Raw genomic sequence first — 25,428 nt, 5'->3', positions numbered from 1 at the left:
GGCTTTACGCTGATTAATCGACAAATATTGAACTAAGATTATGTTTTTCTTAAAAATGATTCTCTTGCTTACTCATTTTTGAAACACTTATATGTTTAGGTAGCGACATGAGGCTAAAGATGCGTAGTCGATATCCGGCATTTGCTTCATTACGATACAAGCGAAGCGGAATTTCTTGTTTTGTGTCAGGTAGTCACGAAATCTCTGTCGGACATCTTTATGCTTAATCGCCCTATAGATGTGGGGCATCGCTAGCTTGCGCTCATTGGGTGAGAACTGTTGCCAGTTGGACAAAGCTAAAGTGGCGATTTTAAAGTTTACCTGAGGTATGTAGGGGCCTTTTATATCCGCTTGATGCAGATACTGCTCTCGGTTAGCTCCTAGAAGCTGAGTCTCTAAAGTCGCTAAATCGGCCCAAGTATTGGGCCAATTGGGTCGAAGCTCAGCACTAATAAGATAAGCACTTTTCGCGAGTTCAAGATAAGCCTGTTTCTCTGCATCATCGCTGATGTAAGCTTTCCACTCGTACACTTTTCCTTGTAAATCGAAATAGTGTGGATGTGAAGAGTGGTGCTTAATGCTCGATTCAATGAGCATTTCAGCCTGCTCGATGTCACTGAGTTTAGGTTTATCGGCTGATTTATCCCATAGTTCAATTTGGTTCGATACCGCTTTGGCGTAGAGAGACGCTACGCCAAAGTGATATGAGAGATAAAGGACAAATATAGCGGACAATGCTAATCCTAACTTAGATAAAGAAGCGGCCAACTTACCTTTCATTAGGCGTTCTCGACCCCGTAGTATGATTGGTACTGTTTATAACCGCTATAGGCTGAAGCTTTCTTTACATTAAGTTTGTTGAGGATAACGCCATCGATTCTTGTTCCTTGCTGAGCGAGCTTACCGACGACATCACGTACTGTCTTGGTTCGGGTTTGAGACGCGTTGATAACGATAACAGCAGAGTCGACATAGCGAGACAGCATAAATGCGTCACTGACGGCGAGGCATGGTGGTGTATCGATGATAATGCGATCGTACTTCGTTTTTAACTGCTCAATAAAGTCAGAAAAGCTGGTAGAAGAGATCAACTCAAGCGGGTTGTTGGTGTATGTGCCCGCAGCGAGTATATCCAACTCTGACTCATCATCCCGATATATACAATCTTCAATGGCGTGGGTTTTCGTCAATACGTTTGTCACCCCAGGCTGCGCTGATGGCAAACCAAATCGACGTGCGATGGTGGGTTTTCTCAAGTCGCAGTCGATTAATAAAGTCTTTTCCATCTGAGCCAGAGATAGCGCAAGGTTTAGTGCTGAGGTGGTTTTCCCTTCATCAGGCTGCGACGAGGTTACCATGACTACAGAGCTAGGCTTATTTGAGTTTGCCAGTAGATAACCCGTACGAACAGTACGTATAGCTTCTGTTAACTGGCGATTACGCTCATCAAAATAAGCTTTGCTATCCAGTGGACGTTTGCTTTTTAGTGACGGCACAATTCCCAGAATCTCCAGAGACAGTTGCTTGGATACCTGCTTGATATCTGTGAAAGTATCATTTACAGCATCCGCGACAAATGCCATTACACAACCAAAGCTCAGAGAGGCCAAAAACGCCAGAATCACGATCATTTTACGATTTGGCTTACTTGGTGCTAACGGAGGGCTAGCGTAGTCCGTAAAGCGTGCAATATTGGCGTTGAAATCGCTTGATGCACTGGTTTCTTTTTGGCGACTTAAGAATAAATCAAATAGCTCACGGTTGGTCTGTACCTCACGTTTAAGCTCTGAATATTTGGCATTTTTAACCGTTAGTGCCTGAAACTCGACTTTGCGATTTTCGAGTTCTCGACGAATGGTTTGCTCAGCCTGCTTTGCAGCTTTAAGCTCATTATTGATGCCGTTCAGTAACTGGTTTAATTCTGAACGAAGGTTTTTCTTCACGGACTCTCGCTCGGCGATCGCGGCTTTGAGTTTTGGGTGTTTAGGCCCGTAGCGCTTTGAAAGCTCAGAGACCTTTCGCTCTGCCTGTACTTCCGCCACTTTGACGTCACGAATCGTCGGGTGATTTGAGATTTCAGGGACCGAGGCAAGTGCTGATAGCTGGCTTGAATCAGATTTATAATTTCTGGCCACTTGGTATAAGGTTTCCGAAGCGACTCGGCGATCCCGAGCTTTGTTGAGCTGGGACGTCAGCTCTGCGAGTTCTTGCGAAGCCAGACTCTCGACCCCTTGGATATCAACCAGCCCTTCAGCCTGCAAAAAGGCTTGGAGCTGAGATTCCGATTGGCGCAACTTCTCACGTAAATCACCAATACGCTCATTAAGCCAGCTGGAAGCTTGTTGAGTGACCTCGATTTTGGCTTCTATGTTGCTATCCATAAACACACGGCCAATTTCATTGGCAATTTGTGCTGATAATTCTGGATCTCTGCTGGTATAAGAGATCTGTACAAGCTGAGTCTTTCGAATCGGATTGATCGCTAAACCGCGTTTGAATTTGTACAAGACTAATTTGTTTCTGGCGTACTCCGACTTTTCAAGATCCTGCTCTGGTAGGGATTTTCTAAAGGCTTGTAATACAGGAAACCATTCAATTAACTTGTCTTTCAGTGAAGTGTCAGATTCCTCTTGTGCACGAGGATCAAACTCAGGATGGTTAGCCAAATTCAAGCGACGGATCACCTCTTCAGACACGCGATCCGATTTTAGAATCTCGATTTGAGTGAGGTAGTATTCTTGGCTTTTGGTATCTAAGCCGTAAAACTCCTCGATTGAGATAATATTAGCCTGTTTGGACTCAATTAATAATGTGGCTCGGGCGGTGTATTTTGATGGTAAAGACAATACAACCAATACCGCAATAGCAGTCACCAATAGTGAAAAAACAATGATGCGCCACTTGTAGTTAAGCAGCACTTTGAAATATTGGCGGATATCAATGAGCTCTTCTTTGCTCACCGGAGAATTCTGGGTATTTTCCATAATATTCAATTAAAAGAAGCTTTCTTCAACGGTGATAATGTCACCAGGTTGGATTCGGTGAAGTAGGGAAACACGAGTCGGCTCAGAGTTGGGTTCATCACTGGATGAGACAAAAATTTTGGTTTTTGACGCACGCTCGGTGAAGCCTCCGGCAATAGTGATCGCTTTGTTGACGGTTAACCCCGGATGAAATGGATAGCCACCGGATGCGATGACTTCACCATTGATAAAGTAAGGACGGTACTCGACAACGCTGACATAAACGTTAGGGTTCACTAAATAACCATCGAGTAGGCCATCATGGATCGATTGTTTTACTTCTCTGAGCGTACGGCCTTTGAGAGCGATGCTGCCTAGAAAAGGATAATCGATGGAACCGCTGTCACTGACTCGAGTTTCAAGTGACAGTTCAGGTTCATCATAGACCTGAACTTTGATCAGATCACCAACGCCAAGACGATAAAGCTCATCGCTAGCCATAGCTTGAAATGAAAGACATAGCAGCAGAATTGAAAATAGAGACTTCATGAGCTTACATTACACCTTCTAGCGCTATGTAATAGACGGATTGGTCATAGCTAAAGTTGTTTAGGTTTGAATCACGTGATTCATAAGACACCCCGCCTTTGAACGTCAACCAACGACGGAAATCATAATCAAGATAAACGCTGGCTTTCGACGTATCGTCTTCTCGCGTGCTGTCCGTATAGTCCTCTGACATATAAGAAAGCTCAGTGTTTGTTGAGATGATCTCCGTCCAGTTATGAGACCAGTTCGCATTGTAAACTGAGGTATCAATTGCACCGCCAAGTCCATTAGGGTAGGTCGACTTACGGTTGGTTTTCAGTTCTAGTGCCGAGTAGCTTCTTAACAAGTAAGCGACATCAATATCCCAAGAGAAAGAATCGAAATCTTTTCGTTGCGAGGCATCAAACTCTTTATTTTGATAACCTACCTTCACACTCCCGCGAAGTTTTCCTGTTGCATCCCAAGATGTGCCTAGATAAATGAAGTGATGCAAGCTATCACGTTCACTAGAGCCTGGAGCGACTTCGTTGTAACTTCTGTCATTGACAATGTACTGTGCTAATAAAGAGGTTTTTGGAAATGCCTTGTAGAAGAAAGCGGTACTGAATCGTCCTTCATCCCAATCCTGGTAACGAGTTACATTGCGGTTATTCTTGTACGACAAGTCCCCCCAACCGACATTGGTCTCTATTTGCCCCTTAGCTTCGGTACTGCCATAACGATAACCAAGATTGAAAGAATTCGAGACATACTTGTTGTAGTCGAGGTCAGTCGTTGTGTCGTTATCACCACGATTTTCATGCGTTTTTGCTAAGCTGTAACGCAGGTCGAGTGCGTTTCTTGAATTTGCTTCCCAGTAACTGGTGAGATCCAGAAAATGATCGGTGTAGTTGTCCCGCTGAGAGCTAAAGAATTCACCGCGTTGGATACGGTATCCTAGGTCGTGCTTATGTTTGCCATTTTCAAGCTCGAACCCAACGCCGGGCTCGTACACGCTAAACCAAGAACTGGTTTCATTGAATTCTTCTTTCGCTACGTTGCTGTTATGGCCACTGTATAGGTTCAGATAAGGCACAATAGCGATGCCTGACTCTGTTTCAATCGGCACTGGTGTTGGTGCAGCACAGATGGAATAAGACATCGCAATCGTCAGAAAACCGCTAGTGGGTGAGATGAGTTTGTTGAATCTATTCATAATAAAATCATGTCCATGACTTAGTAGGCGTTTTTGCCGACAAAACCTTTAAAAACAGTGAGGAAAACGATCTTTATGTCGAACCATAGTGACCATCTGTGGATGTAGTCGAGATCGAACTGAACTCGCTTCTCCATTTTGTCGATAGTATTCGTTTCGCCGCGCCAACCATTAACCTGAGCCCAGCCAGTGATGCCCGGTTTAACCTTATGACGTAGCATGTATCGGTTCACGATCGTACGATATTCTTCATTGTGTGCCACGGCATGTGGACGCGGACCAACGATAGACATGCGTCCTTGAAGGACATTGATAAACTGAGGTAGTTCATCCAGTGATGTACGACGAATAAAAGCCCCAAACTTAGTGACACGTGGATCGTTTTTCGTCGCCTGAGCCACTTTTTCTCCGTTATCCATGACCTTCATACTGCGAAATTTCCAAACCTTGATTGGCTTTCCATCTAAGCCATATCTAAGCTGTTTGAATATGATAGGTCCTGGAGATGAGATTTTGACGCCTATCGCAACGGCAGTGAGCACTGGGCTTATCAGCACTAGGATCAGGCTGCTTAGGACAAGGTCTTCTAGGCGTTTAAGCCAGGTTGATAAACCATTAAATGGGGTATCAAATATGCTGAAAGCGTTGACGTCACCAATGGTATACCAGCGAGAGTGGAGCAAGTTAAAAGTAAAGAAGTCCGGTACGACATAGGTGTTAACGGTACTATCCGAAAAAGCTTCCAAGATATCGGAAATGCGCTTTTGTGCCTGCATAGGTAAAGCGATATAGATATTTTGTACTTCCCCGTTCTTTGCTAATGCCAACGCATCTTTTATTGTCCCTAGTATAGGCAAATCGCTAGAGAGTCTTTTAGGTTCTCTGTCATCATAAAAACCGGTAAGTTTAATGCCTAACTCTGGGTGATTACTCAGGTTTTTCGATAATTCTAAACCTTGAGGCGTCAAGCCAATAATAGCGGCTTTTTTGGTATGAACCCCTCTCTGATGAAGATAATAAAGAGCCATAAAAGCGAACGTTCGCCAAATAAGCAAAGTGGCAAAGGTCAGTACGATCCAATAACCAATGATCAGGCGAGAAAAGTCGGGGCCTGTTTTCGAAAAATAGCTAAGTAAAGTGAGCCCACCAACGGTCGAGAACCAGCAAAACGAGGTGTAAAGCGCAAGGGAGCGAAGCTTAGCTGTGCGCCAATGGCTGTATATATCTAGGCTTTCAGCGATGAAAGAGTAGATGATGACACCTAACAGCCCAGCAGAAATGTAGCCTAAAGTAACAATGTGATCGTTGGCTTTTATTGCAATATACAACGCGCTGAGTATTACCAAGCAGTCAATCAAACGGTAAAAGACTTTACCGTGATAATTGGTAATACGTATCCTGCCTCGTTCACTCATTGGGGCTCCTGAAATACATGTAACCTCTGTAAGGTTTTATTGATGTGAAAATAGCAAGGCGCATTTTTATAACATCTTTATATATGTTGCAATGATATAAGGTGGCTCATTATTAAGACTGGCGATGTATTATTTTTGTATAGAGGGAAATGGATAGGATAGTTACTAATAAATAATCACTTAGAACAATATTAGGCTTTTTACTCAATAATTTACGGGTTATTTTAATGAGAGAATTTTATTTCAAATTTTTCCTTTATTCTTAAATTGAAGACGAAAGCGGAGGCTTTACTTTCTCATTTATAAGAATGGGGAGTAATTGGTATTTACTTTTTATTAAATACAGTATTGGTTTTTAGGGCCGGTAATGCCTAATGAGTGTTCTAAGAGAGGAGCTAGGCAAGAACAATGGTTAATACTCTTGCCTAAGTTAGGGTTATTTCTTGGTGTATCTGGCAACAAAAGTTTGTGCTGCGTACTCAACCGTTGATTTCAGCTGTTCGCAGCTTGCGGGTGGTTGGTGTCCCAATAATTGTGGCCAGAAAACGATGGCCTTAATACTGCCTATGAATTGCTCGATAGCCATGGGGATGTCCTCAACCTCAAGAGCACCGGCATTAATTCCTTGCTGCACCCATTGATTTAAACCGTACGAGTCCTCTATGGCTGCAAACTGTTTCATCAGTAATTGAGAAGTATGAGAGCAGCGAATGCACTCGGCCATCACTAAGCGAGCAGTCATTTGAAAGTCTTCGGTGTTGATGTAACACATCTGCTTGAGCGTGATATCAACAAGCTGCTCCGCCACTGACACAGAAGGTTCAAATTTCAGCTCACATTGTTCATTAAAGCGACACATTAGCTTATCTACAATGACCTCAAACAGAGCATCCTTGTTTGGATAATATTTATATAACGTGCGCTTGGAGACTCCAGCGTGTTTAGAAATACCTTCCATACTCGCTTGCTCAAAGCCTTTTTGAGAAAAAACTTCAATGGCGGATTTGATGATATCTTCTTGTTTTATATCGCTTCGTTTAATCATGCATTCATCTCAAAATACTTAAAGTAAACGATGGTGTTTACTTTTAATGCTGCAGTAACTAAAGTATACACCATCGTTTACTTTCTTGGGTAGCCAGTAGGTCATGAAAATGAGCAATATGATCAAAGCATCGATAGTTTCAGCACTAGGTGTTATGGGGTTCAGTCAGCTTCTTAAAGCGGAGAACAATGTTGAGTTGCGACAAAGTGAGCGTTTAAGAGCTGAACGGATTGACAACTCAAAGCAATTTCAGAACGGTAAGGCTATCGCTCGAATGCCGAACGTCCCAAGCTCCGAAAGTCTGTCTTCGGTTATGTGGAAATTTTTCTTTGAAAGAGCAGCCTTGAAGCCAAATTCACCCTTGCCACATACACTTGTCGATGCTGATAAATTGGCTCATCGTAGTGATGAGATACGCGTAACCTGGTTGGGTCATTCAAGCTTATTTATTGATATCGACAGAACACGAATTTTGATCGACCCTGTGTTTGAATATGCATCCCCCTGGATTGCCAAGACGCTATTTTCACGAAACGTAAAAGCTCCTGTTGAGCGCGATAACTTACCGCTTCCAGACGCTATCGTTATTTCTCATGATCATTATGACCATTTAGAGGAATCGACGGTCCGCTACTATGCCAATAAAGACGTAATGTTTATGGTTCCGCTGGCTGTAGGCCGACACCTTGAAAAATGGGGAGTTAACCCAGACAAGATTCAAGAGCTTGATTGGTGGGAGTCCACTTCAATTAATGGTGTCACACTTACGGCAACGCCAGCTAACCATAATTCTGGTAGAACGGGGCTGGATTCGAATAGTACGCTATGGGCTTCTTGGGCCATTCATGGCCAGTCTGGCTCTATGTTCTACAGTGGGGACTCTGCTTATGATTCACATTTTAAAGAGATAGGTGAGAGGTTAGGCCCTTTTAATATGGCATTTATAGAAGTCGCCGCGAACGTGAAAGATGGTAAGGGCTTCCCGGTGGAAAATTGGGGTCATATGCAGGCTCGTCATACGATGCAAGCCTTTAAGGACCTAGAAGCGGAAAAGCTCTTCCCTGTGCATTGGTCTACTTTTGAATTGTTTGCTCACAAATGGGACGAGCCGATGACAGATCTGATTGCTGAGGCGAATGACATAGGAGCGGATTTAGTCACTCCTATGGTTGGAGAAACGATTGAACTCAATAATGAGATTAAGACATCATTCTGGTGGGAAAATCATGATGAAATCTTGGCAAAATCTGACTTAAGCTTGCAAAGTCATACATTCTAACTTTCTAAAAAATAATGATATTTAATAAGAAGCCCACAGATTGTGGGCTTTTTTGCTAGATGTACAAATAACTCTGTATTTTTGGTTGGAAACTTATATACTCAATTTGATGGCTATGCAATAGATTGGTTAATAAGGGAGTGAGTCAATGGATGTAGAACAGAGTCTTTTTCAATGGGAAAGAGTGAAGCGTTTCAACTTTTCTGTCTGGACGGTTTTGATTGGAGTACTCATTGCAAGAACCAGCTATTTCATGGCTTGGCCTTTTTTGATTGTTTTCCTCTATCAAGATTATGATACATCTGCGATTGAAGTCGGTTCAATGCTTGCCGCTTCAGCTCTTATCGGTTCAGTTACTGGTCTTTATTCAGGTTATCTTTCAGATAAGTTTGGTCGAAAATGGTTAATGTCAGCCGGATGTATTGTTGCCTTTTTTGCTTATAACGGCATTGCTTTGGCGAGCGAAGTTTGGCATTTCTACGTTCTGATTTTGTTTACTGGTTTAATGCATCCTCTTATCGATGGACCTGCCAAAGCAGTGTTAGGCGATTGTCTGGATGATATAAAAGACAGAGAGCTAGCGCTCAATACTCGTTACTTCTTACTTAACATCGGTGGCGCGATTGGCCCTCTTGTTGGTGTTACTCTGGCGTTATCCAATCCACAGAACCTATTTATGATCACAGGATTTACTCACCTAGCATACAGTTTCTGGATTCTCTTCGGTATCGAGAGAAAAGGGAAATATCAACAACCCGATCGTTCACAGTTACCCCATTTTCGTCAAACGCTCAAAGTGATCAGTCAGGATAGAATTTTTGTTCTATTGATGTTAGCTAACCTGATGCTAATGTTTGTGTACGCCCAGCTAGAGTCTTCGGTACCTCAGGTTATAGTCAGAAGTGGCATTGAGGATTCCGCAACCTTGATCGCCATGCTGTTATTTATCAATACAGCAACGATTGTTCTATTTCAATTTCCTTTGCTCAAGCTTATGGAGAAGTTTCCGCTTTTTACTCGCACTCGTATCGGGATGATTCTGATCGCAATGGGACAATTGGCTGTCATTTTGTCACCAAAAGATGCAGTTATAGGTTGGGCTATCGCCAGTTTTATTATTAGTCTTGGAGAGGTCATCACTTTTCCAACGATTAACGTTCAAATTGATCGTCTGGCGCCAGCACATTTGCGTGGTTCCTACTTTGGAGCAACTGCCTTGTATACACTAGGTTTCGCTATTGGGCCGCTGCTAGGTGGAGTCATGATCGAATGGCTAGGGTCTAATTGGCTATTCGGTTTCTGCTTTGTCGTATGTATGTTAATGATTTGGCTCTATTGGTATGCGGAACACGTTGACGATCCTATGGAAAGGGAGCCTGCAACGCAAACATGAATAGAAGCCCACAGATTGTGGGCTTCTTATTAGGCTTTGTCTTGTAGATCTTCGCCTGAAATAGGTGGATCAAACTTCAGTGTTTGAGTTGGGTAGGCGATATCAGCGTCATGTCGGTGAATAATAGACATGATTTTAAGTAACACATCTTCTTTAACTTCATGATAGCGAATCCAGTTTACGGTTTTAGTAAAGGTATACACCATCATTTGTAATGAAGAGGGGCCAAAAGCGTTGAAATTCACGATTAAGGTTTGTTTGGTATCAATGTCAGGATGATTTTTGAGCATTGTTTTGATGTCTTTTACGATTTGAGCAACCTTCTCGCCATCGTCGTAGCGGACACCGATTGTTTCTTTGATTCGTCGGTTGAGCATACGCGATGGGTTCTCTACCACGATATGACTAAACACTGAGTTTGGGACGTATAGAGGGCGTTTATCGAAAGTACGAATGATGGTCATTCGCCATCCAATACGCTCTACGGTACCTTCGATTTGACGGTCCGGAGAGCGAATCCAATCCCCGACTTTGAATGGGCGATCGAAGTAAATCATCATTCCACCAAAGAAATTCGAGAGCAGATCTTTCGCGGCTAAACCCACAATCAGGCCACCGACACCACCAAAGGTCAACAAGCCAGATAGACTCAGGCCAAAGGCTTGCATGATGGTTAGCATACCTATAATGATGAAGAACAGCCTTGATACTTTAGCGATCGCTTGAACCGTTGTTTCATCACGAGAATGCTGCTTTAGTACGTATTCTTCAACATTGTTGATCAACCGCATGATAATCCAGATGAAAATGGCAATCACAAGAAGAAGCTTAAGCGTGCTAAGCCAATTTAATTTGGAATCCAAGTAGTCTTCGAGAATGAAACCGAGTGAAACGGTCGCAGGCCAGCACCAGATAAGAGTACTGATAGGGGTTTTTAGAGCGTGGAGAGTTAAGTCATCCCAATGGAAGTGAGTTTTCTCAACAAGAATATCTAATCGGCTATAGATAATGCGCCAAGCTACCCAAGCAAAAAAACTGGCAGCGGTAATAAATAAAACATTGGTATCCCAGCTTTGCAGTAAGGCGACAAGATTCTTAGGCAAATATGCAACTAACTCATTCATTACACAGTTCTTATTGTTAATTTTACTGAGTCCAGTATAAAGGCTTGAAGGTAGGGAAACTACCGTCAATTTATGAGATGGCAACTGTAAGAGTGTATGTGGTTTGTTATTGAACTGGCATTGTTATTTTTTACTGCTGAAGTGCTCTGATAGGGCTGCTCGACGGTTTTTCGCTGAACCACTACTACCACTCATATCGACAGTATTTTCGTAACCCGCTTTGATGAAACGTTGAGTTGGGCTGTTGGGTTCTAAACGACGAAGTTGTGGAGACTTGAATGTGCCAGCAACCTGATAAATAGAAATGCCTCCCCCCGTAGTCACTGTGATAACTTTACCGTCAAAATCAAAGTTGGTCGTGACCAATCGATCGTTACGATAAACTCCTCTCTCATTAAAGGTTAGAACCTCGGTATTATATTCAGGTGTACCAATTTCTATCCATCGCCCATAAACGTGTTTTGGGTGGACGTAATCTTGATAGCTGAAGAAAAGAAGAGACGAGAAAGCTACCGCCAAAGTGACTAGTAGCGTAACAAAAGACAATTTTAGAAAAGCTTCTTTTTCCATATAAGAGCGCTTTTTCCATCTTGGTGCATTGGTTGCTGCTCTGTTTAACGCCACATTCAACTGCTCTGATCAGTAAACTGGTTGAGAAGTTTACCTGTATTTCGCTGAGTCTGGTGTAAGAGTTTAAACATTGATGTTTACTATCAATGATAAGTTTGATCTTAAGCCCAAAAAATACACGGTTTATTTACGTTAATATAAGGTTTTACCAATGCCTTATATTCTATTTTACTGCCAGTAAGTATAGCCTGTCAGTCTTGTGATGCTGCAAAATACAATGAATGATAAGATCTACAAGGTGCTTAAGACACTGATAAGAGTTCTACCTTCCTGTTTGTGCAGCGCTCGATTAGCCATCTATACGAGATAATCTCTTGGTTGGAATCTAAGCTTCATCTTTAGATATCAAGTTCCTTCTTGCCCATGGACGTTTATACGGTGACTTATGGCTTTTGTATTACTTTATAAACTTGCCGTCTAATACGGGAAGCTATTTCGAGCTTGATTGGGGAGAATGATTCCGTTACAACAAGCCCTAGGTTACAGAAACATAAAGCAATTTTCATGGAGGATACATGATCAAAATAAATAAGTATTTTGAAGGCAATGTTCAGTCGCTAGGATTTGAGCAAGAAGGTAAGCAATCGAGTGTCGGTGTTATGGCTCCTGGTGAGTATACGTTTGGCACTGCAGCTCCAGAGCGTATGACAGTGGTGAAAGGTAGCCTGACGATTAAGCGTGTAGGAGAAGATGCTTGGACGACTTATTCTAGTGGGGAATCATTTGATGTTAGCGGAGGTTCTTCTTTTGATTTAAGAGTGTCTCTAACGACGGCTTATTTATGTGAGTATCTATAAATCCCAACTCCACGTGTGATAATACACGTGGTGATTTTCTTTTGATCTTGCTTCGATAGGTAATAAATTGGCAAAGAGTTTGCTTAAATTATTTTTAATTTAGGCATGAATACAAGGGAACGTGAGGTTTTTGTCGGTCTATTGTTCGGGAATCCCGAAATGTCCCGTAGTAATAAACAAATTTATCATTTAGGACATTGGCTATACTTAATCTGACGGAACCGGTTCGAGAGGAGGTCGATGATGGCTGTAGTACCTAAACACAAAGACCCACATGCTCGTTACGATCCCAGTCAGGAGCTTACTGCAGATCAGTTGCACCGATTTGGTAAAGTAGCGAATAAAGCACAGCAACGTCGAGATGAAGTTTCTCAGCGCAGTTCACTTAGAACCGCAGCGAGAGCGGCTAAAGAAACGGCAATGAAACCTGTTGTGGTACCCAGGAAAGACAAACCTAACTCTACCCGTTATGCAGCGTGGATGCTCGTTGTAATGGCGTTCTGCCTGTGGCTCATGTTTATGAGCCGTTAAACTTTTTTATTGGCGTTACTTTATTTGGGTCAGGGTTTTCCACGCTTTTAACCATGTCCGCATGGTCAAGTTGATAGTAGCGATACTGATTCTTGCCCCCGTGTTTTGCCGCGTACATCGCCTTGTCTGCACAGCGAGTTAGTTCGGGTAACGAATCCCCATCTTCAGGAAAAATAGCGACCCCAGCGCTGACAGTGAGCTTGTTGATTCTTTCCGTGCTTTGGTAACTGTCTTCAAATAGATGACAAATACGATTCAAAATACCATTAAGATCTTTGATGCTGCGTACGTCATAAAGGAGCAAAACAAACTCGTCTCCAGCGTAACGTGCGATTGAATAATCGTGCTTCTTTGTTTTCCTATCTTTGGAGCGAATATTATTTCTTAACCTTTTGGAAAAGTGTTGTAAAACACGGTCACCAACTTCATGCCCGTATGTATCATTAATAGCTTTGAAATTGTCTATGTCGAGAAAGACCATTGCAGTAATAGTGTTACTATCTCGCACTTCTTCTAGTTTCTCCAGCGCCCAACTTTCAAAACTCCAACGGTTAGCAAGGCCAGTTAACTGATCACGATAAGCGAGATCCTCTATACCTTCCTTATAGAGAGACTGAATATAGTTAACGACTTTTGCGTAAAAGTATGATGATGTATTACATAATAGATAGAGAGCAAATAGGCTGATGAGAAAGCGGTCGATGGAAATCGGTAGGGGAATCGTAATGATATTGGTAAACAAGCAAGTCGAAAAGGTAAGTAAATAAAAAGCAGAGCTTAGTATTAGACCAGTACGAAAGTCACATACAAAAATCACGGCAGCAAGTATTGGATATAACCAAAACAGCCGATCAGATGCGTTGTCACCATATACCAATAATAGGGTTGCCTGAAAGAGTAAAACACCTGAGAGTATTAAGTCTGAAAGGTTGTCTGATTGGTTGAAATTCAAATACCAAAGATTGGCAATTAAGATACCCACACACAAAATATTGAGTGTACCAAACAGGTAATTCTGATTCGTGATGTGCATGAAACCATAATAGGCAAGAATAGCCAGAGTGACGATCGAACAAAGAAGAACGACTTTACACTTACGAGCTGAGTGCATATCGGCCATTTCTTCTAAATGTTGTCCTACAAATCCTGCCATTTAATTCCCTGCCTGTAAATTCACAATCCGGCAATTAAAGTCTAGAAGAAAAAATGAAGTTTGAATGAAGGTATTATTCAAGGCAGTTTAGTGAGAAGAAATAATCATATGAATACTATTTCTTATTATATGACTGGCTAGTATTAATCACTAAATTTTGGCGCTTATGTAACTAATTGTATTTGATGCTTAAATACACAAGGCGTTAATATTTTGTCGTTTTTAAATCTATGATTAAATTGAAAAAATAAAATGCTAGGTCTGTTCCTTATAATAAAATAGTCTATAGAAAATACTAAGCACTGAATTCATTTCTCAGCCAGTTACGCAATGTAAGGACGTGTTCATTTTTAAGCTTTTCTCGCTGACAAGCGAAGTAAAAGTCTTGATGAGGGTTGAGTACGGGGTTTCCGACTTCGACTAGAGAACCATGATGAACATCGTCACGAATGAATTGTCGGTGGGTCACAAATACCCCTAACTGACGGATTGTTGCCTGAACCGCCTGAATGGAAGCCGAAAAGCTTAAGTTATTGACGGAGCTTGGTATTGGTAGTTGGTGGCTCTCACACCATACTTGCCAGTCATACTTTCTTCTATCATTTGCGGCGATAATTGCGGGGTAGTGTGCGAGAAGTGACTCTGGCGTTGTGCCCGTACGGACCAGTTCAGGGCTGGCGACCATCACTAACTCATCATGAGCCAGTAACTCGCAATAGTAATCTTGCCAGTCATCCGTTTTGCCGTGAATAATTGCAACGTCAACACCTTCATTTTCCATTACAAAGTGGCCAATTAAGTTAGAGATACGAATATCCAGTTGAGGCGCGTATTGATTAAAACGGTTCACTCGCGGAATCCACCAATGCATTGCTAATGAATTGACCATGTTAAGTGTTATCCGCTGACTTTGCTGCTCATCAATTAGGTGTTGAGTGGCGGTTATAATTTGCTCTATTGCTGGCGCGACTTGTTTGTAGTAACGGCGACCGGCAGCGTTGAGTGTAACTGTTCGTCCAGTACGAATAAACAGCGCTTGTCCAATCTGAGTCTCTAAAGATTTAATCGCTTGGCTTACTGCTGAGTGGCTCACATTCAGCGCTTTTGCTGCTTCCGTCATGCTGCCAGTCTCGGCAATTGCGATAAATGAATAAATTGATTTAAGAGGCGCTAGTTTTCTCATTTGTAAGTTTTTCTTACTTATTGTGTCAATATTACTCGTTTTTAATTTGTACTGACGGCTTCTAAACTAAGTGCTAAATACGGAGGAGTTATGCCTAGTCAGTTGTACCCAGTTTTATTCATGTTGTCTTCTACATTCAGTTTGTCATTAACCGGATTATTTTCCAAGTTTTTGAGTGAGCACTTTGACGCTAATCTACTCAGTTTTCTTAGATTTATCCTGCCTGCAATGGTATTAATTCTAGCGTTTTGTGGCAAAGATGTGCGTTGGCCAGACCGCAATGAACAGAGACCAATTTGGTTGAGAGCCTTGTGTATCGGGGCATGCCAAGTTTGTTTTGTTTACTCACTCCAGCATCTGACCTTGGTGGAAAGTGTGGTTCTATTTGGGACGGGCCCGTTGTTTATCCCATTGTTAGAAAAGCTTATATTTTCTATCAGTATTGGAGCAGTGAACCTGTTAGGGCTCCTGACTACCTTTGTTGGTGTGGTTCTACTGGCGGGAGATGTCAGCGGGTTCAACTTCAGAGCTGAGCTTTTAGTGGGACTTGCAGCGGGCGTGTTTAATGCTGGATCCCAACTCAGCCTTTATCGTATTAGTCAAAGTCGGTTGAATGCATTTGAAATCAATTTGTGGACTTTCCTATTCGCCGCTGTTGTTATCACACCGTTAGTCGCATTCAGCTTAGTGAATCATCATGCTATGTATCAAGCATCGGACGTAAGTCCTTGGCTTATTGTGATGGCGCTTGGTACTTTATCAGTGCTGATCATTAATACGCAGGTGTTTCGATCAAAAGCGTACAAACTGGCTGAGTCAGGCTCACAACTTGCGCCACTTATTTTTACCAATCTGTTGTTTACCGCGGCCTGGCAGGTGCTGTTTTATAACGAGCGTTATAACTCGTACCAAGTATTGGGGCTAACTCTGATTATTGCAGCCAACATTGCCTGTGTTGTGTTACCTAAGTGGTTAAAAAATAAAAGTTTAAAAGCCGCATAAAGCAAGGACTAGTAGATCATCCTGAAAGTCAGGTTTATTCTTTCTCCAATCTGTTGATTGGTTTTCGGTAAGCTGTGTTTCCAGAAGTGTTGCATTTCACCTGCCATGATTAATAGGCTGCCGTGAGACAACTCTAAACGGTAAGTTTGTCCTGTGTGAATGTGTTTCAGTACGAAGCGACGCGTGGCTCCTAGACTAAGTGATGCGATGGTCGGATTGCTTCCAAGCTCTGGTTCATTATCCTGGTGTGCTCCCATCGAGTCCTGGCCGTCTCGGTATAAATTGAGTAATACCGAGTTAAAAGGTTGACTCGCAACGTCTTCACATCGTAATTTGATCGAGTCTAGTGTTTCTGTCATGGGTATCGCTGGCATGGTTAAGCCGGAGTAAGTGTAAGCTTTATCGCCGTACCAAGCTTGCAAACGGGGTTGTTTGACCATACGTCCAAACAGCTGTATTTCTTCTTGTGACCAAGGTGTGACCTGCTTAAGGCAGGACATCAAACTATTGGCTTCATTGGGTGGCATAAAGTCGTTAATCCACAACAAACGGCCATTGGGCAGTTCTATCCACCTTTGTTCATAAGGTAGAGCATTAAACAAATCCAAAATCTACTCTCTTATCAATAATTTTATCTTTAATCGATGAAAACTTACCCAAGTTCATGTAGTTTTTATGTAAGTGCTAAAACAATAGCCATAATAATAATTATATACCTCTAACAGGTTAGGACTAGAAGCAGTACTTTCATTAGTATTGAAATATGGTTCAAACAATGTGTTAGAGAGCTTGATCTGGGGGTGGAATGAAGTATCGATTTAGCAGTCGTGGGTTCGTTTTTTTGATGGCACTGACACTGCTTTGTTTTGCAACAGGACTGATAGAGTGGGCTGACCGTAGCCAAAAAAACTTCCTAAGAGGTAGCCTGCTCGATAAAGCAAAAGAGGAGCTGTCTATTGTTCGCTCAGAATTAGAGTCAGCTATTGTGTACGATATTTTTGCTGTGAATGATCTTACGGCATTGGTTGCAGGTCACCCTAGCTTCGAGTATTCAGGGTGGGATTTACTCGCTTCCAGTATTATGCGTAAGGCCAGTCACATCACGATTATTGGTTTAGCACCAGATGATGTTATTAAATACATTTACCCGTTGGAAGGAAACGAAAAAGCATTAGGACTTGATTATCGGACCGTGCCAAGCCAATGGCGGACAATAAACAAAGCCCGTGAAATTCAAGAAATCTTCATTGCTGGCCCCGTCAATCTGGTACAGGGAGGGAGGGCTTTGATAGCGCGTATTCCTATTTTTACCGATCCGCTTTATAACCGTGACTATTGGGGGGTATGCAGCGTTGTTATTTCCCTCGAGACTTTGTTTATTGATGCCGGCGTGGAAGAGTTATCCTTCAAATACAATATAGCGATGCGCGGAGTGGATAGCTCTGGGCAGGATGGGGAAGTTTTCTATGGTTCGCAGAGTACTTTTAATAATGCTTTTGCGACTGAAACTGTTCACTTCCCCTATGGTAGCTGGACGATTGGAGCCTCGACGAAGGACGATTTGCTGCAACAGAGTGAATGGTACCGAGTACATGTTGTTCGTCTGCTAGGTTACCCAATGGTCCTAGTTCTTTTGATTGCTTTTGTCGCAATTTATCGCCTTTACCAAGCTGCAGATCAGCGTTCCTTGCATGATGAGTTAACATCTCTACCTAATCGAAGGTATTTCATGTACACCCTTGAAAGTCATTTTGAGGCTGTGTCTCACTCTGAGAAAGGCGAGACGTTTGCCATCCTCAATGTAGACCTTGATAAATTTAAGCTGATTAACGATACCTATGGCCATGTGGCAGGGGATAAGGTGTTGATTGCCGTAGCAGAAAGGATTAAGAGCGTGCTTAGATCTTCAGATGTGGTAGCCAGAATCGGAGGGGATGAATTTTTGATCATGTTGCCTCGGATGTCTGTCGCTAGTGATGTAGACGTTCTCAATATTGAGCTACAGAGAGCCATTTGCCATACACCTGTTATCTATGAGCAACACCTTATTAATATCCACGTCAGTGTCGGTTATGCGATGTATGTTCCTGAGTTTAAAAATGTAGATGATATGTTGAAAGTCGCTGATGCCAGAATGTATGAGGAAAAACGCCGTCAAGCTCAGCGTAGCGGAATGTAATCACGAATCTCTCAGTATAGGTCAGCAGAATCTCTGAATTCGTGCTATAGACAATACTATAAGAGCATGATTTAGAGAGATAAGAATGCGAGATCTGACCCAGTGGCTAAGCGATTATGGTGAGAGCCATCAAAATCCAGTGAACCAGAAAATCCACAAAGTAGCAGTGCCGGGGATTTTCTTATCCATTGTTGGCTTAATCTGGTCAATTCCATCGATTTCGTTTTTTGGTTTTACCCTAAACTGGGTTTGGGTTGCGATGCTACCTGTCATGATTTTCTACTTTAAGCTGTCGCTGAGCGTATTTCTTATGATGCTTGGTTTTACATTGGCGTGTATTTCTTTGATCTGGTCTCTGGAAATTCTTCAGGCGCCCGTGCTCCTCGTTTCGCTGATCTTATTTGCCGTATTGTGGATGTTGCAGTTCATTGGACATAAAATTGAGGGTAAGAAGCCTTCATTCTTTGAAGATCTTCTTTTTCTTCTTATCGGTCCTGTCTGGGTATTTCGCCAGAAATAGCACACCCTTTTTTAACAAAACGTTTGTCTCTAACAGTCCCTCAACTGTTGGAGCGTCGTATGTGTTTTAGATCACACTTCTTCTGCTCTTAAGTCATCTTGCTATTAACAAAATTGAAACTTGTGACTTTTGTCATGGAAAACGTTTTCTTGTTACCGGTAACATTGGCGTCAGAGTTACCGGTAACATAAAATAATAAGCCGGTTTCATACCGACAGCTTAAAAGCTGTATTGGAATAAATGAAACAATCTAAGGACACCCCTACTATGAAAGCGATGACAAAACCTTTGCTTGCTGCCACTTTGACAGGACTTTTTGCGACTTCGGCCTTGGCCGCTGACTTTAAACTGAAGATTCAGTCTTCTGACCCATCTGGTGATTTGAACTTTAAAGTTCAACAAAAATGGGCAGAGCGCGTAGAGAAAATGTCGAATGGCCGAATTGACATCGACCTTCTACCAGTAGGGGCAGTGGTGAAACACACTGAAACTTTAGGCGCGATCAAAATGGGTATTCTAGATGGGCAAGTGACAGCAACGGGTTACTTCTCGGGTAAGGATCCTGCTTTTGGCCTAATTGGTAACATGGTCGGTGCATGGTCAGATACGACCCAGCTTCTGCAGTACATGAACTACGGTGGCGGTAATGAACTGATGACTGAGCTTTATGCACCGTATGGTGTGAAGTTTGTTGGTGCTTCAACAACGGGTGTTGAATCTTTTATCTCTAAAAAGCCGCTTAACGGTGTTGATGACTTGAAAGGTTTGAAATTACGTGCGCCAGAAGGTTTGGTTCAGCAAGTGTTCGCCGCTGCCGGTGCAACGCCTGTAAACCTACCTGGCTCTGAAGTCTTCACTGGTTTGAGTAAAGGTGTTATTGATGCAGCGGACTATACGGTATTTTCAACCAACCAAAAAGCGGGCATGAATGACATTGCTACGCACCCTGTTCAACCGGGTTTCCACTCATTACCACTGATCGATATTTCTGTATCTCAGAAGAAATGGGACAAGATGCCTGAAGATTTGCAAACTATTCTACAAACTTCAGTCCGTGATTTTTCTTACGACATGACAACTCAGTTGAAAATGGCGGATCAGGCTGCAGTGAAAGAAGCACAAGCGAACCCATCCATCACTATCCATAATTGGTCTGACGAAGAGCGTAAGAAATTCCGTGAAATTGCTAAGTCCCAATGGAAAGTGTTTGCTGAGCGTTCACCAAATGCGAAAAAAGTGTATGACTCAGTGACTGGTTTCCTAGAAGAAAACGGCCTTCTTTAAGCTGAACATGTGTTCTAGCTTCTCTCAGGAGGGCGTAGCCCTCCTTCTTTTTGGAATTGATTGGTATGAATGACAACGTCACACATCCACCTCAACAGCAGGATGAGCAACCGAGAAACTTTCTCGACAGAGCCATTATAAAAATCAGTAATTTGCTCAGCTGGTTATTCATCTTCACTGTATTTATTTCGTTTTATGAAGTTCTGATGCGTTATGCCTTTAACGCGCCAACAACTTGGGTTCACGAAACGGCGTCCTTCATTGGTGGTTCACTGTTTATTGTTGGAGGTATCTATGCCTTTGCTGCTAATAAGCATGTGCGAGTGGTATTAATTTACGATTCTGTGTCCGAACAGACACGTAAATACCTCAATATTGTTCACCATCTCGTGGGGCTGGCATTTGCTGGCATGCTGGCTTACGCGTCTTTTGCGATGGCGAAAGAATCTTGGTATGCCCCGTGGGGTGAGCTTCGCCTTGAAACATCGGGTTCTGTACTGAATGCACCTTACCCAGCTTTACTCAAGGGCCTGATTTTTGTCGTCCTTTGTATTCTTGTTATCCAGTTTGTCTTACACCTCATTCAGGAAGTTATGGGGCTAAGGAAGAATAACGATGTTTGATTTATCTTCTATTGGCATCGCATGGGGTAGTGTACTCATGCTGGTGATGATGATTGCCTTGCTGCTCACAGGTATGCAGTTGGCCTTTGTCACAGGCTTTGTCGCCATTTTCTTCACTCTTTGCTGGTTTGGACCAGATGCACTGCCTTTGATCGCGAGTCGCACTTACAGTTTTGCTTCAGGTTATGTGTTCCTTGCTGTGCCTATGTTTGTTCTCATGGCTGCGCTGCTTGATCGATCAGGCATTGCCAGAGACTTGTTTGACGCGATGAAATCTGTCGGCCGTAAAGTACGCGGTGGTGTGGCTGTGCAAACTTTGCTGGTGGCGGTTCTTCTAGCCTCAATGTCAGGCGTGATTGGTGGAGAAACGGTCCTGCTTGGTATTCTTGCTTTACCGCAGATGCTACGTCTTGGTTATGATCGAAAATTAGCGATTGGTACCACCTGTGCAGGCGGCGCACTGGGCACTATGCTGCCACCAAGTATTGTTCTGATTATCTATGGTATGACGGCGAGTGTATCAATCGGTGATTTGTTCAAGGCTTCGTTCTTACCAGCATTCATTCTTGCTGGTTGTTACATCGCTTACGTATTAGTTCGCTGTAAGCTCAATCCTTCATTAGCCCCTATTCCAAGTGATGGTGATGAAGAAGATGAAAGGCAAGTTAGCTACTTCAAGGCTCTGTTTTTTCCGCTGTTGTCTGTCGCGGTTGTCCTTGGGAGCATTTACACCGGTGTCGCCTCTGTAACCGAAGCTTCTGCTCTGGGCGTAGTGGGTATTATGATTTCAGCAATCATTCGTGGTGAAATGAATATCAACATGCTCAAAGAGAGTGCGATCGCGACCATGCGCACTTGCGGCATGATAATGTGGATTGGTATTGGTGCGAGCGCATTAGTTGGAATCTACAACCTAATGGGCGGTATCGATTTTGTTGAAGAAGTCATTCTTGGCCTGAGTGGCGGTAGCCCTCTCGCAACATTGTTGATCATGATGGTAGTTCTGCTGGTTCTCGGTATGTTCCTTGACTGGGTTGGCGTTGCACTGCTGACTATGCCGATTTTTGTGCCGATTATTACCAGTTTGGGTTATGACCCAGTTTGGTTTGGTGTGGTGTTCTGCCTCAATATGCAGGTTTCATTCTTATCACCACCGTTTGGGCCGGCAGCATTCTATCTTAAGTCCGTCGCACCAAAAGACATCAGTTTAGGGGAAATCTTCAGCTCATTATTACCATTTATTGGCCTGCAGATCTTGGTATTAAGCCTAGTGATTATGTTCCCAGATCTCGCTATGTGGTGGAAATAACCGCAAAGCATTTTGAATTAGTAAAGTATTGAAATTGGTATTCACAGCCTTCTGATAGTTGGAAGGCTAAGGATAGTATTACCCAATGAAAGTGAAAAAAATATTAGTAATGGGCGTTTCGGGTTGTGGTAAAAGCCTGATTGGTAAAGAGATTGCCGATAAGTTATCTCTGCCTTTCTATGATGGGGATGATTACCACCCAAAAGCCAATGTGGAGAAAATGGCGCAAGGAATTCCACTGGATGATTGCGACCGCCTAGGCTGGCTCGAAACGCTAAACCGAATTTACGTTGAGAATGATGCGGCGGTGATTGCCTGCTCTGCACTCAAACCAACATACAGAGATATTCTTCGTCGTAACAATCAGCAACTGGCTATCGTCTATTTGAAAGGTGACTTCGATACTATATGGTCTCGACACAAGCAACGTGCTAACCATTATTTTAATGGCGAAACGATGCTCAAAAGTCAGTTTGAAGCCTTAGTTGAACCAAGCGACGATGAAGCGTTGTTTATCGATATTACGTCGGATGTCGATACCGTAGTCGAATCAGCACTTATAGCGCTGAAGGAGCGAGCGTTATGAGCCAGTCAAACATTGCGATGATTGGCCTTGGTGTGATGGGTAAAAGCCTCGCGTTGAATCTACTTGACCATGGCTTTAATGTCACAGGGTTTGATATTGATGAAGCTAACCGTCAACGGGCTGTATCCGAAGCGGATCTCGTTTCATGCATTGCCAGCAAAGGTCAATTTGTTGCGGCGTCTAATCTCTCTGAGTTACTGAAGACTTTGGAAAGACCACGTGTGATTGCCTTGTCTGTTCCAGCCGGAGAGATTGTTGATAAGGTGATTGATGATTTACTCATTGCTGGTATCGATAGCGAAGATATTGTGATTGATACCGGCAACAGCCTTTGGACGGACTCTGAGCGCCGAGAGACTCACTACCAGGGCAAATTGCGTTTCTTTAGTACTGCGGTTTCTGGCGGTGAAGTCGGGGCTCGAACAGGGCCGGCTCTTATGGCTAGTGGTGACCCAGCAGCTTGGGAATATGTGCGTCCGATGTGGGAAGCGATTGCCGCCAAAGTGGATGAAAAAGGTCTGCCAGTCGGACAATTTGAACAAGGTGAATCATGTGCAGCATACCTAGGGCCTGCGGGAGCTGGGCACTACGTTAAAATGGTTCACAATGGTATTGAATACGCTGATATGCAGCTTATCTGTGAAGCATTTCATTTCATGTCCGATGTTCTTGAGATGTCGGCTAGAGAAATCAGTGCAGTATTTTCAAGTTGGAACAAGGGTGTCCTCAATAGTTACTTGATGGAAATCAGCGCAGAGATATTGCAGACAGAAGATCCAGTAACAGGAAAACCGTTTGTTGATGTGGTGCTTGATAAAGCGGGTCAGAAGGGGACTGGGCTGTGGACGGCGGTGAACAGCCTGCAAATGGGCGCACCTGCACCGACCATTGCTCAAGCGGTATTTGCCCGAGCACAAAGTGCACAAAAACAACTAAGAGTGAATGCGGCAGCAGTACTAAAAACGCACACCAAACCTGCGGGTGGCTTCGACAAGCAAGCTATGCTCGATGAACTACACGACGCATTATACTGCGCCAAACTCGTGGTATACGCTCAGGGTTTTGACCTGCTGAAGACAACCTCTGTTGAAGAAGGCTGGAATCTAGATTTTGGTGATATTGCTAAAATTTGGCGAGCAGGGTGTATCATCCGGGCCATCTTTTTACAGGACATCACCAAGTCCTACCAAAATGAACCTGAGTTGGAACACCTTCTATTCGCCGATGTTTTTATAGAGCAAATCGCGCTGAGATCATGTGGCTGGCGAAGCAGTGTGTCTAATGCGGCTATTCATGGCGTACCAGTGCCAGCTATCTCTTCTGCATTGAGCTATTTCGACTCGCTCCGTTGCGGTGTTTTACCAGCGAATTTGCTTCAGGCTCAGCGAGACTACTTTGGAGCACATACCTATTCCAGAGTGGATAAACCAGAAGATGAAAAGTTTCATTTAACTTGGAGTGAGCCAAACAAAACGCAACTCACGGTGTAAAAACAGAGCGTTCGCTGCAAAGCGAGCGCTTTTTTGTTATCTGAACCAATAAATTTGTTTTGTTTTATGAGTAAAATGTTACCAGTAACATTAAAAGCAGAAAGAAACATCATCAATGGCCAATAAGAAAAAACGCCCTACGTTGCAAGATATTGCAGATAAAGTTGGGGTGACAAAAATGACTGTCAGTCGTTGTTTACGCGACCCTTCTCTTGTCTCTCAAGCAATACAAGAAAAGGTTAATCAGGCGGTGGAAGAGTTGGGATATATTCCCAACCGCGCACCGGATATTCTGTCCAATGCGAAGTCGAATGCTATCGGTGTGCTGGTTCCTTCCTTAACTAACCAGGTTTTTGCTGAAGTGATACGTGGTATTGAATCGGTGACCACACCAGCAGGTTACCAAACGATGATCGCACACTACGGCTACAGTGAAGAGCTTGAAGAAAAGAGCATTGCTTCTCTGCTGTCATATAACGTTGATGCCATTATCCTCTCAGAGAATGTTCATACCGACAAGGCCCACAAGATGCTGGAGACCGCATCAATCCCTGTGGTAGAAATCATGGATTCATTCTCGCCTCGCATTGAGCAGGCTGTTGGGTTTGACAACAGGCTTGCGGCTCGAGACATGACAAAAGCCATGTTGGCACAGGGAAGAGAGAACATTGCGTACTTTGCTGCGCGGATGGATGAACGGACTCGATTAAAGATGGACGGTTATCAGTTGGCACTTCAAGAGCAGGGAAAAGTACCAGTTACTCTCCAGACGGAGGAAGCTTCGTCTTTTACCTTGGGCGCTAAACTATTAGGTGAGCTTTTACAAAAGCACCCTGAGGTAGACGGTATCTTCTGTACTAATGACGATTTAGCTATTGGTGCTTTGTTTGAATGCCAGAGACGTGGAATAAAGATCCCAGAACAAATGGCGATTGCTGGATTTCATGGTCATGATATCAGTCAGGCAATGACGCCAAAACTAGCGACAGTGATTACGCCACGTGAAGAGATCGGCCAAGTTGCTGCACAGCAATTAATTCAACGCCTTAAAGGTGTTGAAAGCTGGAAAGCGAGTATTGATTTGGGATATCAAATCGAATTAGGAGAAAGTCTGTGATTTGCAAAATGCATTTGTTTGATATTTGCATTTTGCAACCAAGTGCAATTTAGAAATGGAT

The 25,428-nt window shown here is 43.1% G+C and carries 24 protein-coding genes; 13 read left to right on the top strand and 11 right to left on the bottom strand.

Translation table 11 applies throughout. The features are described from left to right. Positions 1-87: 87 nt before the first annotated feature. The 6 genes from CTT30_RS20570 to CTT30_RS20545 form a co-directional block, all read right to left on the bottom strand. A complete protein-coding gene (locus CTT30_RS20570; RefSeq protein WP_239835407.1) occupies positions 88-780 on the bottom strand; it encodes a VpsP family polysaccharide biosynthesis protein in 693 nt (230 codons plus the stop codon). Continuing rightward, positions 780-2,984 (bottom strand): exopolysaccharide regulatory tyrosine autokinase VpsO, encoded by a 2,205-nt coding sequence (gene vpsO / locus CTT30_RS20565; RefSeq protein ID WP_252036838.1) that lies wholly within the window; start codon positions 2,982-2,984, stop codon positions 780-782. The genes CTT30_RS20570 and vpsO overlap by 1 nt, the downstream gene beginning before the upstream one ends. Before the next feature lie 9 nt (positions 2,985-2,993). Next, positions 2,994-3,512, bottom strand: a complete 519-nt coding sequence (gene vpsN, locus CTT30_RS20560) for an exopolysaccharide export protein VpsN (protein WP_239835405.1) — start codon at positions 3,510-3,512, stop codon at positions 2,994-2,996. Positions 3,513-3,516: 4 nt separating this feature from the next. Further along, entirely contained in the window at positions 3,517-4,707 is a 1,191-nt protein-coding gene (locus CTT30_RS20555; protein WP_252036837.1) for an outer membrane beta-barrel protein, read from the bottom strand. A gap of 20 nt (positions 4,708-4,727) precedes the next feature. Beyond that, the gene (gene vpsL / locus CTT30_RS20550) at positions 4,728-6,122 is read right to left on the bottom strand and encodes an exopolysaccharide biosynthesis glycosyltransferase VpsL (RefSeq protein WP_239863794.1); all 1,395 of its coding nucleotides are present in this window, start codon (positions 6,120-6,122) and stop codon (positions 4,728-4,730) included. A gap of 436 nt (positions 6,123-6,558) precedes the next feature. After that, entirely contained in the window at positions 6,559-7,167 is a 609-nt protein-coding gene (locus tag CTT30_RS20545; RefSeq protein ID WP_239835402.1) for a TetR/AcrR family transcriptional regulator, read from the bottom strand. 109 nt (positions 7,168-7,276) lie between these two features. Here CTT30_RS20545 and CTT30_RS20540 point away from each other — a divergent pair, with 109 nt between their 5' ends. Continuing rightward, positions 7,277-8,446, top strand: coding sequence for an MBL fold metallo-hydrolase (locus CTT30_RS20540; protein ID WP_252036836.1), 1,170 nt, complete (start codon positions 7,277-7,279; stop codon positions 8,444-8,446). 148 nt (positions 8,447-8,594) lie between these two features. Next, the gene (locus tag CTT30_RS20535; RefSeq protein ID WP_252036835.1) at positions 8,595-9,839 is read left to right on the top strand and encodes an MDR family MFS transporter; all 1,245 of its coding nucleotides are present in this window, start codon (positions 8,595-8,597) and stop codon (positions 9,837-9,839) included. Positions 9,840-9,868: 29 nt separating this feature from the next. Here the strand turns inward: CTT30_RS20535 and CTT30_RS20530 are convergent, their stop codons facing one another. Together CTT30_RS20530 and CTT30_RS20525 are read right to left on the bottom strand one after the other, a co-directional pair. Beyond that, positions 9,869-10,963: a mechanosensitive ion channel family protein gene (locus CTT30_RS20530; RefSeq protein ID WP_252036834.1), complete on the bottom strand. Its 1,095-nt coding sequence runs from the start codon at positions 10,961-10,963 to the stop codon at positions 9,869-9,871. A gap of 123 nt (positions 10,964-11,086) precedes the next feature. Then, the gene (locus tag CTT30_RS20525; protein WP_252037621.1) at positions 11,087-11,533 is read right to left on the bottom strand and encodes a DUF2850 domain-containing protein; all 447 of its coding nucleotides are present in this window, start codon (positions 11,531-11,533) and stop codon (positions 11,087-11,089) included. 575 nt (positions 11,534-12,108) lie between these two features. On the opposite strand from CTT30_RS20525, the gene ppnP reads away from it, so the two are divergent. After that, complete coding sequence (gene ppnP, locus CTT30_RS20520; RefSeq protein ID WP_252036833.1) at positions 12,109-12,390, top strand: pyrimidine/purine nucleoside phosphorylase; 282 nt, start codon at positions 12,109-12,111, stop codon at positions 12,388-12,390. Positions 12,391-12,633: 243 nt separating this feature from the next. Next, positions 12,634-12,921: a hypothetical protein gene (locus CTT30_RS20515; RefSeq protein ID WP_252037619.1), complete on the top strand. Its 288-nt coding sequence runs from the start codon at positions 12,634-12,636 to the stop codon at positions 12,919-12,921. On the opposite strand, the gene CTT30_RS20510 is transcribed toward CTT30_RS20515, so the two are convergent. After that, on the bottom strand, positions 12,908-14,074 hold the full coding sequence (locus tag CTT30_RS20510) for a GGDEF domain-containing protein (RefSeq protein ID WP_252036832.1): 1,167 nt from the start codon (positions 14,072-14,074) through the stop codon (positions 12,908-12,910). The two genes, CTT30_RS20515 and CTT30_RS20510, sit on opposite strands and share 14 nt — an antisense overlap. Before the next feature lie 295 nt (positions 14,075-14,369). Next, positions 14,370-15,257, bottom strand: a complete 888-nt coding sequence (locus CTT30_RS20505; RefSeq protein WP_252036831.1) for a LysR substrate-binding domain-containing protein — start codon at positions 15,255-15,257, stop codon at positions 14,370-14,372. Positions 15,258-15,347: 90 nt separating this feature from the next. Between CTT30_RS20505 and CTT30_RS20500 the strand changes: the two genes are divergently transcribed. After that, the gene (locus CTT30_RS20500; protein WP_252036830.1) at positions 15,348-16,259 is read left to right on the top strand and encodes a DMT family transporter; all 912 of its coding nucleotides are present in this window, start codon (positions 15,348-15,350) and stop codon (positions 16,257-16,259) included. Between the two features lie 8 nt (positions 16,260-16,267). On the opposite strand, the gene CTT30_RS20495 is transcribed toward CTT30_RS20500, so the two are convergent. Continuing rightward, positions 16,268-16,867: an alpha-ketoglutarate-dependent dioxygenase AlkB family protein gene (locus tag CTT30_RS20495; RefSeq protein ID WP_239863807.1), complete on the bottom strand. Its 600-nt coding sequence runs from the start codon at positions 16,865-16,867 to the stop codon at positions 16,268-16,270. A 197-nt stretch (positions 16,868-17,064) separates the two neighbouring features. On the opposite strand from CTT30_RS20495, the gene CTT30_RS20490 reads away from it, so the two are divergent. From CTT30_RS20490 to gntR, 8 genes are all read left to right on the top strand, one after another. Further along, entirely contained in the window at positions 17,065-18,438 is a 1,374-nt protein-coding gene (locus CTT30_RS20490) for a diguanylate cyclase (protein WP_370689720.1), read from the top strand. Between the two features lie 85 nt (positions 18,439-18,523). Next, positions 18,524-18,958, top strand: coding sequence for an Mpo1 family 2-hydroxy fatty acid dioxygenase (locus tag CTT30_RS20485; RefSeq protein WP_006960565.1), 435 nt, complete (start codon positions 18,524-18,526; stop codon positions 18,956-18,958). A gap of 267 nt (positions 18,959-19,225) precedes the next feature. Continuing rightward, positions 19,226-20,242 (top strand): TRAP transporter substrate-binding protein, encoded by a 1,017-nt coding sequence (locus tag CTT30_RS20480; RefSeq protein WP_006960566.1) that lies wholly within the window; start codon positions 19,226-19,228, stop codon positions 20,240-20,242. A 65-nt stretch (positions 20,243-20,307) separates the two neighbouring features. Then, the gene (locus CTT30_RS20475; protein ID WP_252036829.1) at positions 20,308-20,865 is read left to right on the top strand and encodes a TRAP transporter small permease subunit; all 558 of its coding nucleotides are present in this window, start codon (positions 20,308-20,310) and stop codon (positions 20,863-20,865) included. Continuing rightward, a complete protein-coding gene (locus CTT30_RS20470) occupies positions 20,858-22,174 on the top strand; it encodes a TRAP transporter large permease (protein WP_252036828.1) in 1,317 nt (438 codons plus the stop codon). The genes CTT30_RS20475 and CTT30_RS20470 overlap by 8 nt, the downstream gene beginning before the upstream one ends. An 85-nt stretch (positions 22,175-22,259) precedes the next feature. Then, a complete protein-coding gene (locus tag CTT30_RS20465) occupies positions 22,260-22,760 on the top strand; it encodes a gluconokinase (protein WP_252036827.1) in 501 nt (166 codons plus the stop codon). Continuing rightward, positions 22,757-24,250, top strand: coding sequence for an NADP-dependent phosphogluconate dehydrogenase (gnd, locus tag CTT30_RS20460; RefSeq protein ID WP_252036826.1), 1,494 nt, complete (start codon positions 22,757-22,759; stop codon positions 24,248-24,250). The genes CTT30_RS20465 and gnd overlap by 4 nt, the downstream gene beginning before the upstream one ends. A 115-nt stretch (positions 24,251-24,365) precedes the next feature. Continuing rightward, complete coding sequence (gntR, locus tag CTT30_RS20455) at positions 24,366-25,367, top strand: gluconate operon transcriptional repressor GntR (protein ID WP_252036825.1); 1,002 nt, start codon at positions 24,366-24,368, stop codon at positions 25,365-25,367. The last annotated feature ends 61 nt before the right edge of the window (positions 25,368-25,428 follow it).

This window comes from Vibrio coralliilyticus (assembly GCF_024449095.1).
GTDB classification, from domain to species: Bacteria; Pseudomonadota; Gammaproteobacteria; order Enterobacterales; family Vibrionaceae; genus Vibrio; species Vibrio coralliilyticus_A.
This window is presented reverse-complemented; position numbering and strand designations above follow the sequence as displayed.

What these genes read in the sequence shown, in the direction of transcription:
- CTT30_RS20490 (WP_370689720.1), top strand. Translation starts at nt 17,065, where the DNA reads ATGAAGTATCGATTTAGCAGTCGTGGGTTCGTTTTTTTGATGGCACTG.
- CTT30_RS20470 (WP_252036828.1), top strand. Translation starts at nt 20,858, where the DNA reads ATGTTTGATTTATCTTCTATTGGCATCGCATGGGGTAGTGTACTCATG.
- vpsN (WP_239835405.1), bottom strand. Translation starts at nt 3,512, where the DNA reads ATGAAGTCTCTATTTTCAATTCTGCTGCTATGTCTTTCATTTCAAGCT.
- CTT30_RS20530 (WP_252036834.1), bottom strand. Translation starts at nt 10,963, where the DNA reads ATGAATGAGTTAGTTGCATATTTGCCTAAGAATCTTGTCGCCTTACTG.
- CTT30_RS20555 (WP_252036837.1), bottom strand. Translation starts at nt 4,707, where the DNA reads ATGAATAGATTCAACAAACTCATCTCACCCACTAGCGGTTTTCTGACG.
- CTT30_RS20525 (WP_252037621.1), bottom strand. Translation starts at nt 11,533, where the DNA reads ATGGAAAAAGAAGCTTTTCTAAAATTGTCTTTTGTTACGCTACTAGTC.
- vpsL (WP_239863794.1), bottom strand. Translation starts at nt 6,122, where the DNA reads ATGAGTGAACGAGGCAGGATACGTATTACCAATTATCACGGTAAAGTC.
- ppnP (WP_252036833.1), top strand. Translation starts at nt 12,109, where the DNA reads ATGATCAAAATAAATAAGTATTTTGAAGGCAATGTTCAGTCGCTAGGA.
- CTT30_RS20500 (WP_252036830.1), top strand. Translation starts at nt 15,348, where the DNA reads ATGCCTAGTCAGTTGTACCCAGTTTTATTCATGTTGTCTTCTACATTC.
- CTT30_RS20465 (WP_252036827.1), top strand. Translation starts at nt 22,260, where the DNA reads ATGAAAGTGAAAAAAATATTAGTAATGGGCGTTTCGGGTTGTGGTAAA.
- CTT30_RS20510 (WP_252036832.1), bottom strand. Translation starts at nt 14,074, where the DNA reads ATGGCAGGATTTGTAGGACAACATTTAGAAGAAATGGCCGATATGCAC.
- gntR (WP_252036825.1), top strand. Translation starts at nt 24,366, where the DNA reads ATGGCCAATAAGAAAAAACGCCCTACGTTGCAAGATATTGCAGATAAA.
- CTT30_RS20480 (WP_006960566.1), top strand. Translation starts at nt 19,226, where the DNA reads ATGAAAGCGATGACAAAACCTTTGCTTGCTGCCACTTTGACAGGACTT.
- gnd (WP_252036826.1), top strand. Translation starts at nt 22,757, where the DNA reads ATGAGCCAGTCAAACATTGCGATGATTGGCCTTGGTGTGATGGGTAAA.
- CTT30_RS20540 (WP_252036836.1), top strand. Translation starts at nt 7,277, where the DNA reads ATGAGCAATATGATCAAAGCATCGATAGTTTCAGCACTAGGTGTTATG.
- CTT30_RS20485 (WP_006960565.1), top strand. Translation starts at nt 18,524, where the DNA reads ATGCGAGATCTGACCCAGTGGCTAAGCGATTATGGTGAGAGCCATCAA.
- CTT30_RS20515 (WP_252037619.1), top strand. Translation starts at nt 12,634, where the DNA reads ATGGCTGTAGTACCTAAACACAAAGACCCACATGCTCGTTACGATCCC.
- CTT30_RS20570 (WP_239835407.1), bottom strand. Translation starts at nt 780, where the DNA reads ATGAAAGGTAAGTTGGCCGCTTCTTTATCTAAGTTAGGATTAGCATTG.
- CTT30_RS20535 (WP_252036835.1), top strand. Translation starts at nt 8,595, where the DNA reads ATGGATGTAGAACAGAGTCTTTTTCAATGGGAAAGAGTGAAGCGTTTC.
- CTT30_RS20545 (WP_239835402.1), bottom strand. Translation starts at nt 7,167, where the DNA reads ATGATTAAACGAAGCGATATAAAACAAGAAGATATCATCAAATCCGCC.
- CTT30_RS20475 (WP_252036829.1), top strand. Translation starts at nt 20,308, where the DNA reads ATGAATGACAACGTCACACATCCACCTCAACAGCAGGATGAGCAACCG.
- vpsO (WP_252036838.1), bottom strand. Translation starts at nt 2,984, where the DNA reads ATGGAAAATACCCAGAATTCTCCGGTGAGCAAAGAAGAGCTCATTGAT.
- CTT30_RS20505 (WP_252036831.1), bottom strand. Translation starts at nt 15,257, where the DNA reads ATGAGAAAACTAGCGCCTCTTAAATCAATTTATTCATTTATCGCAATT.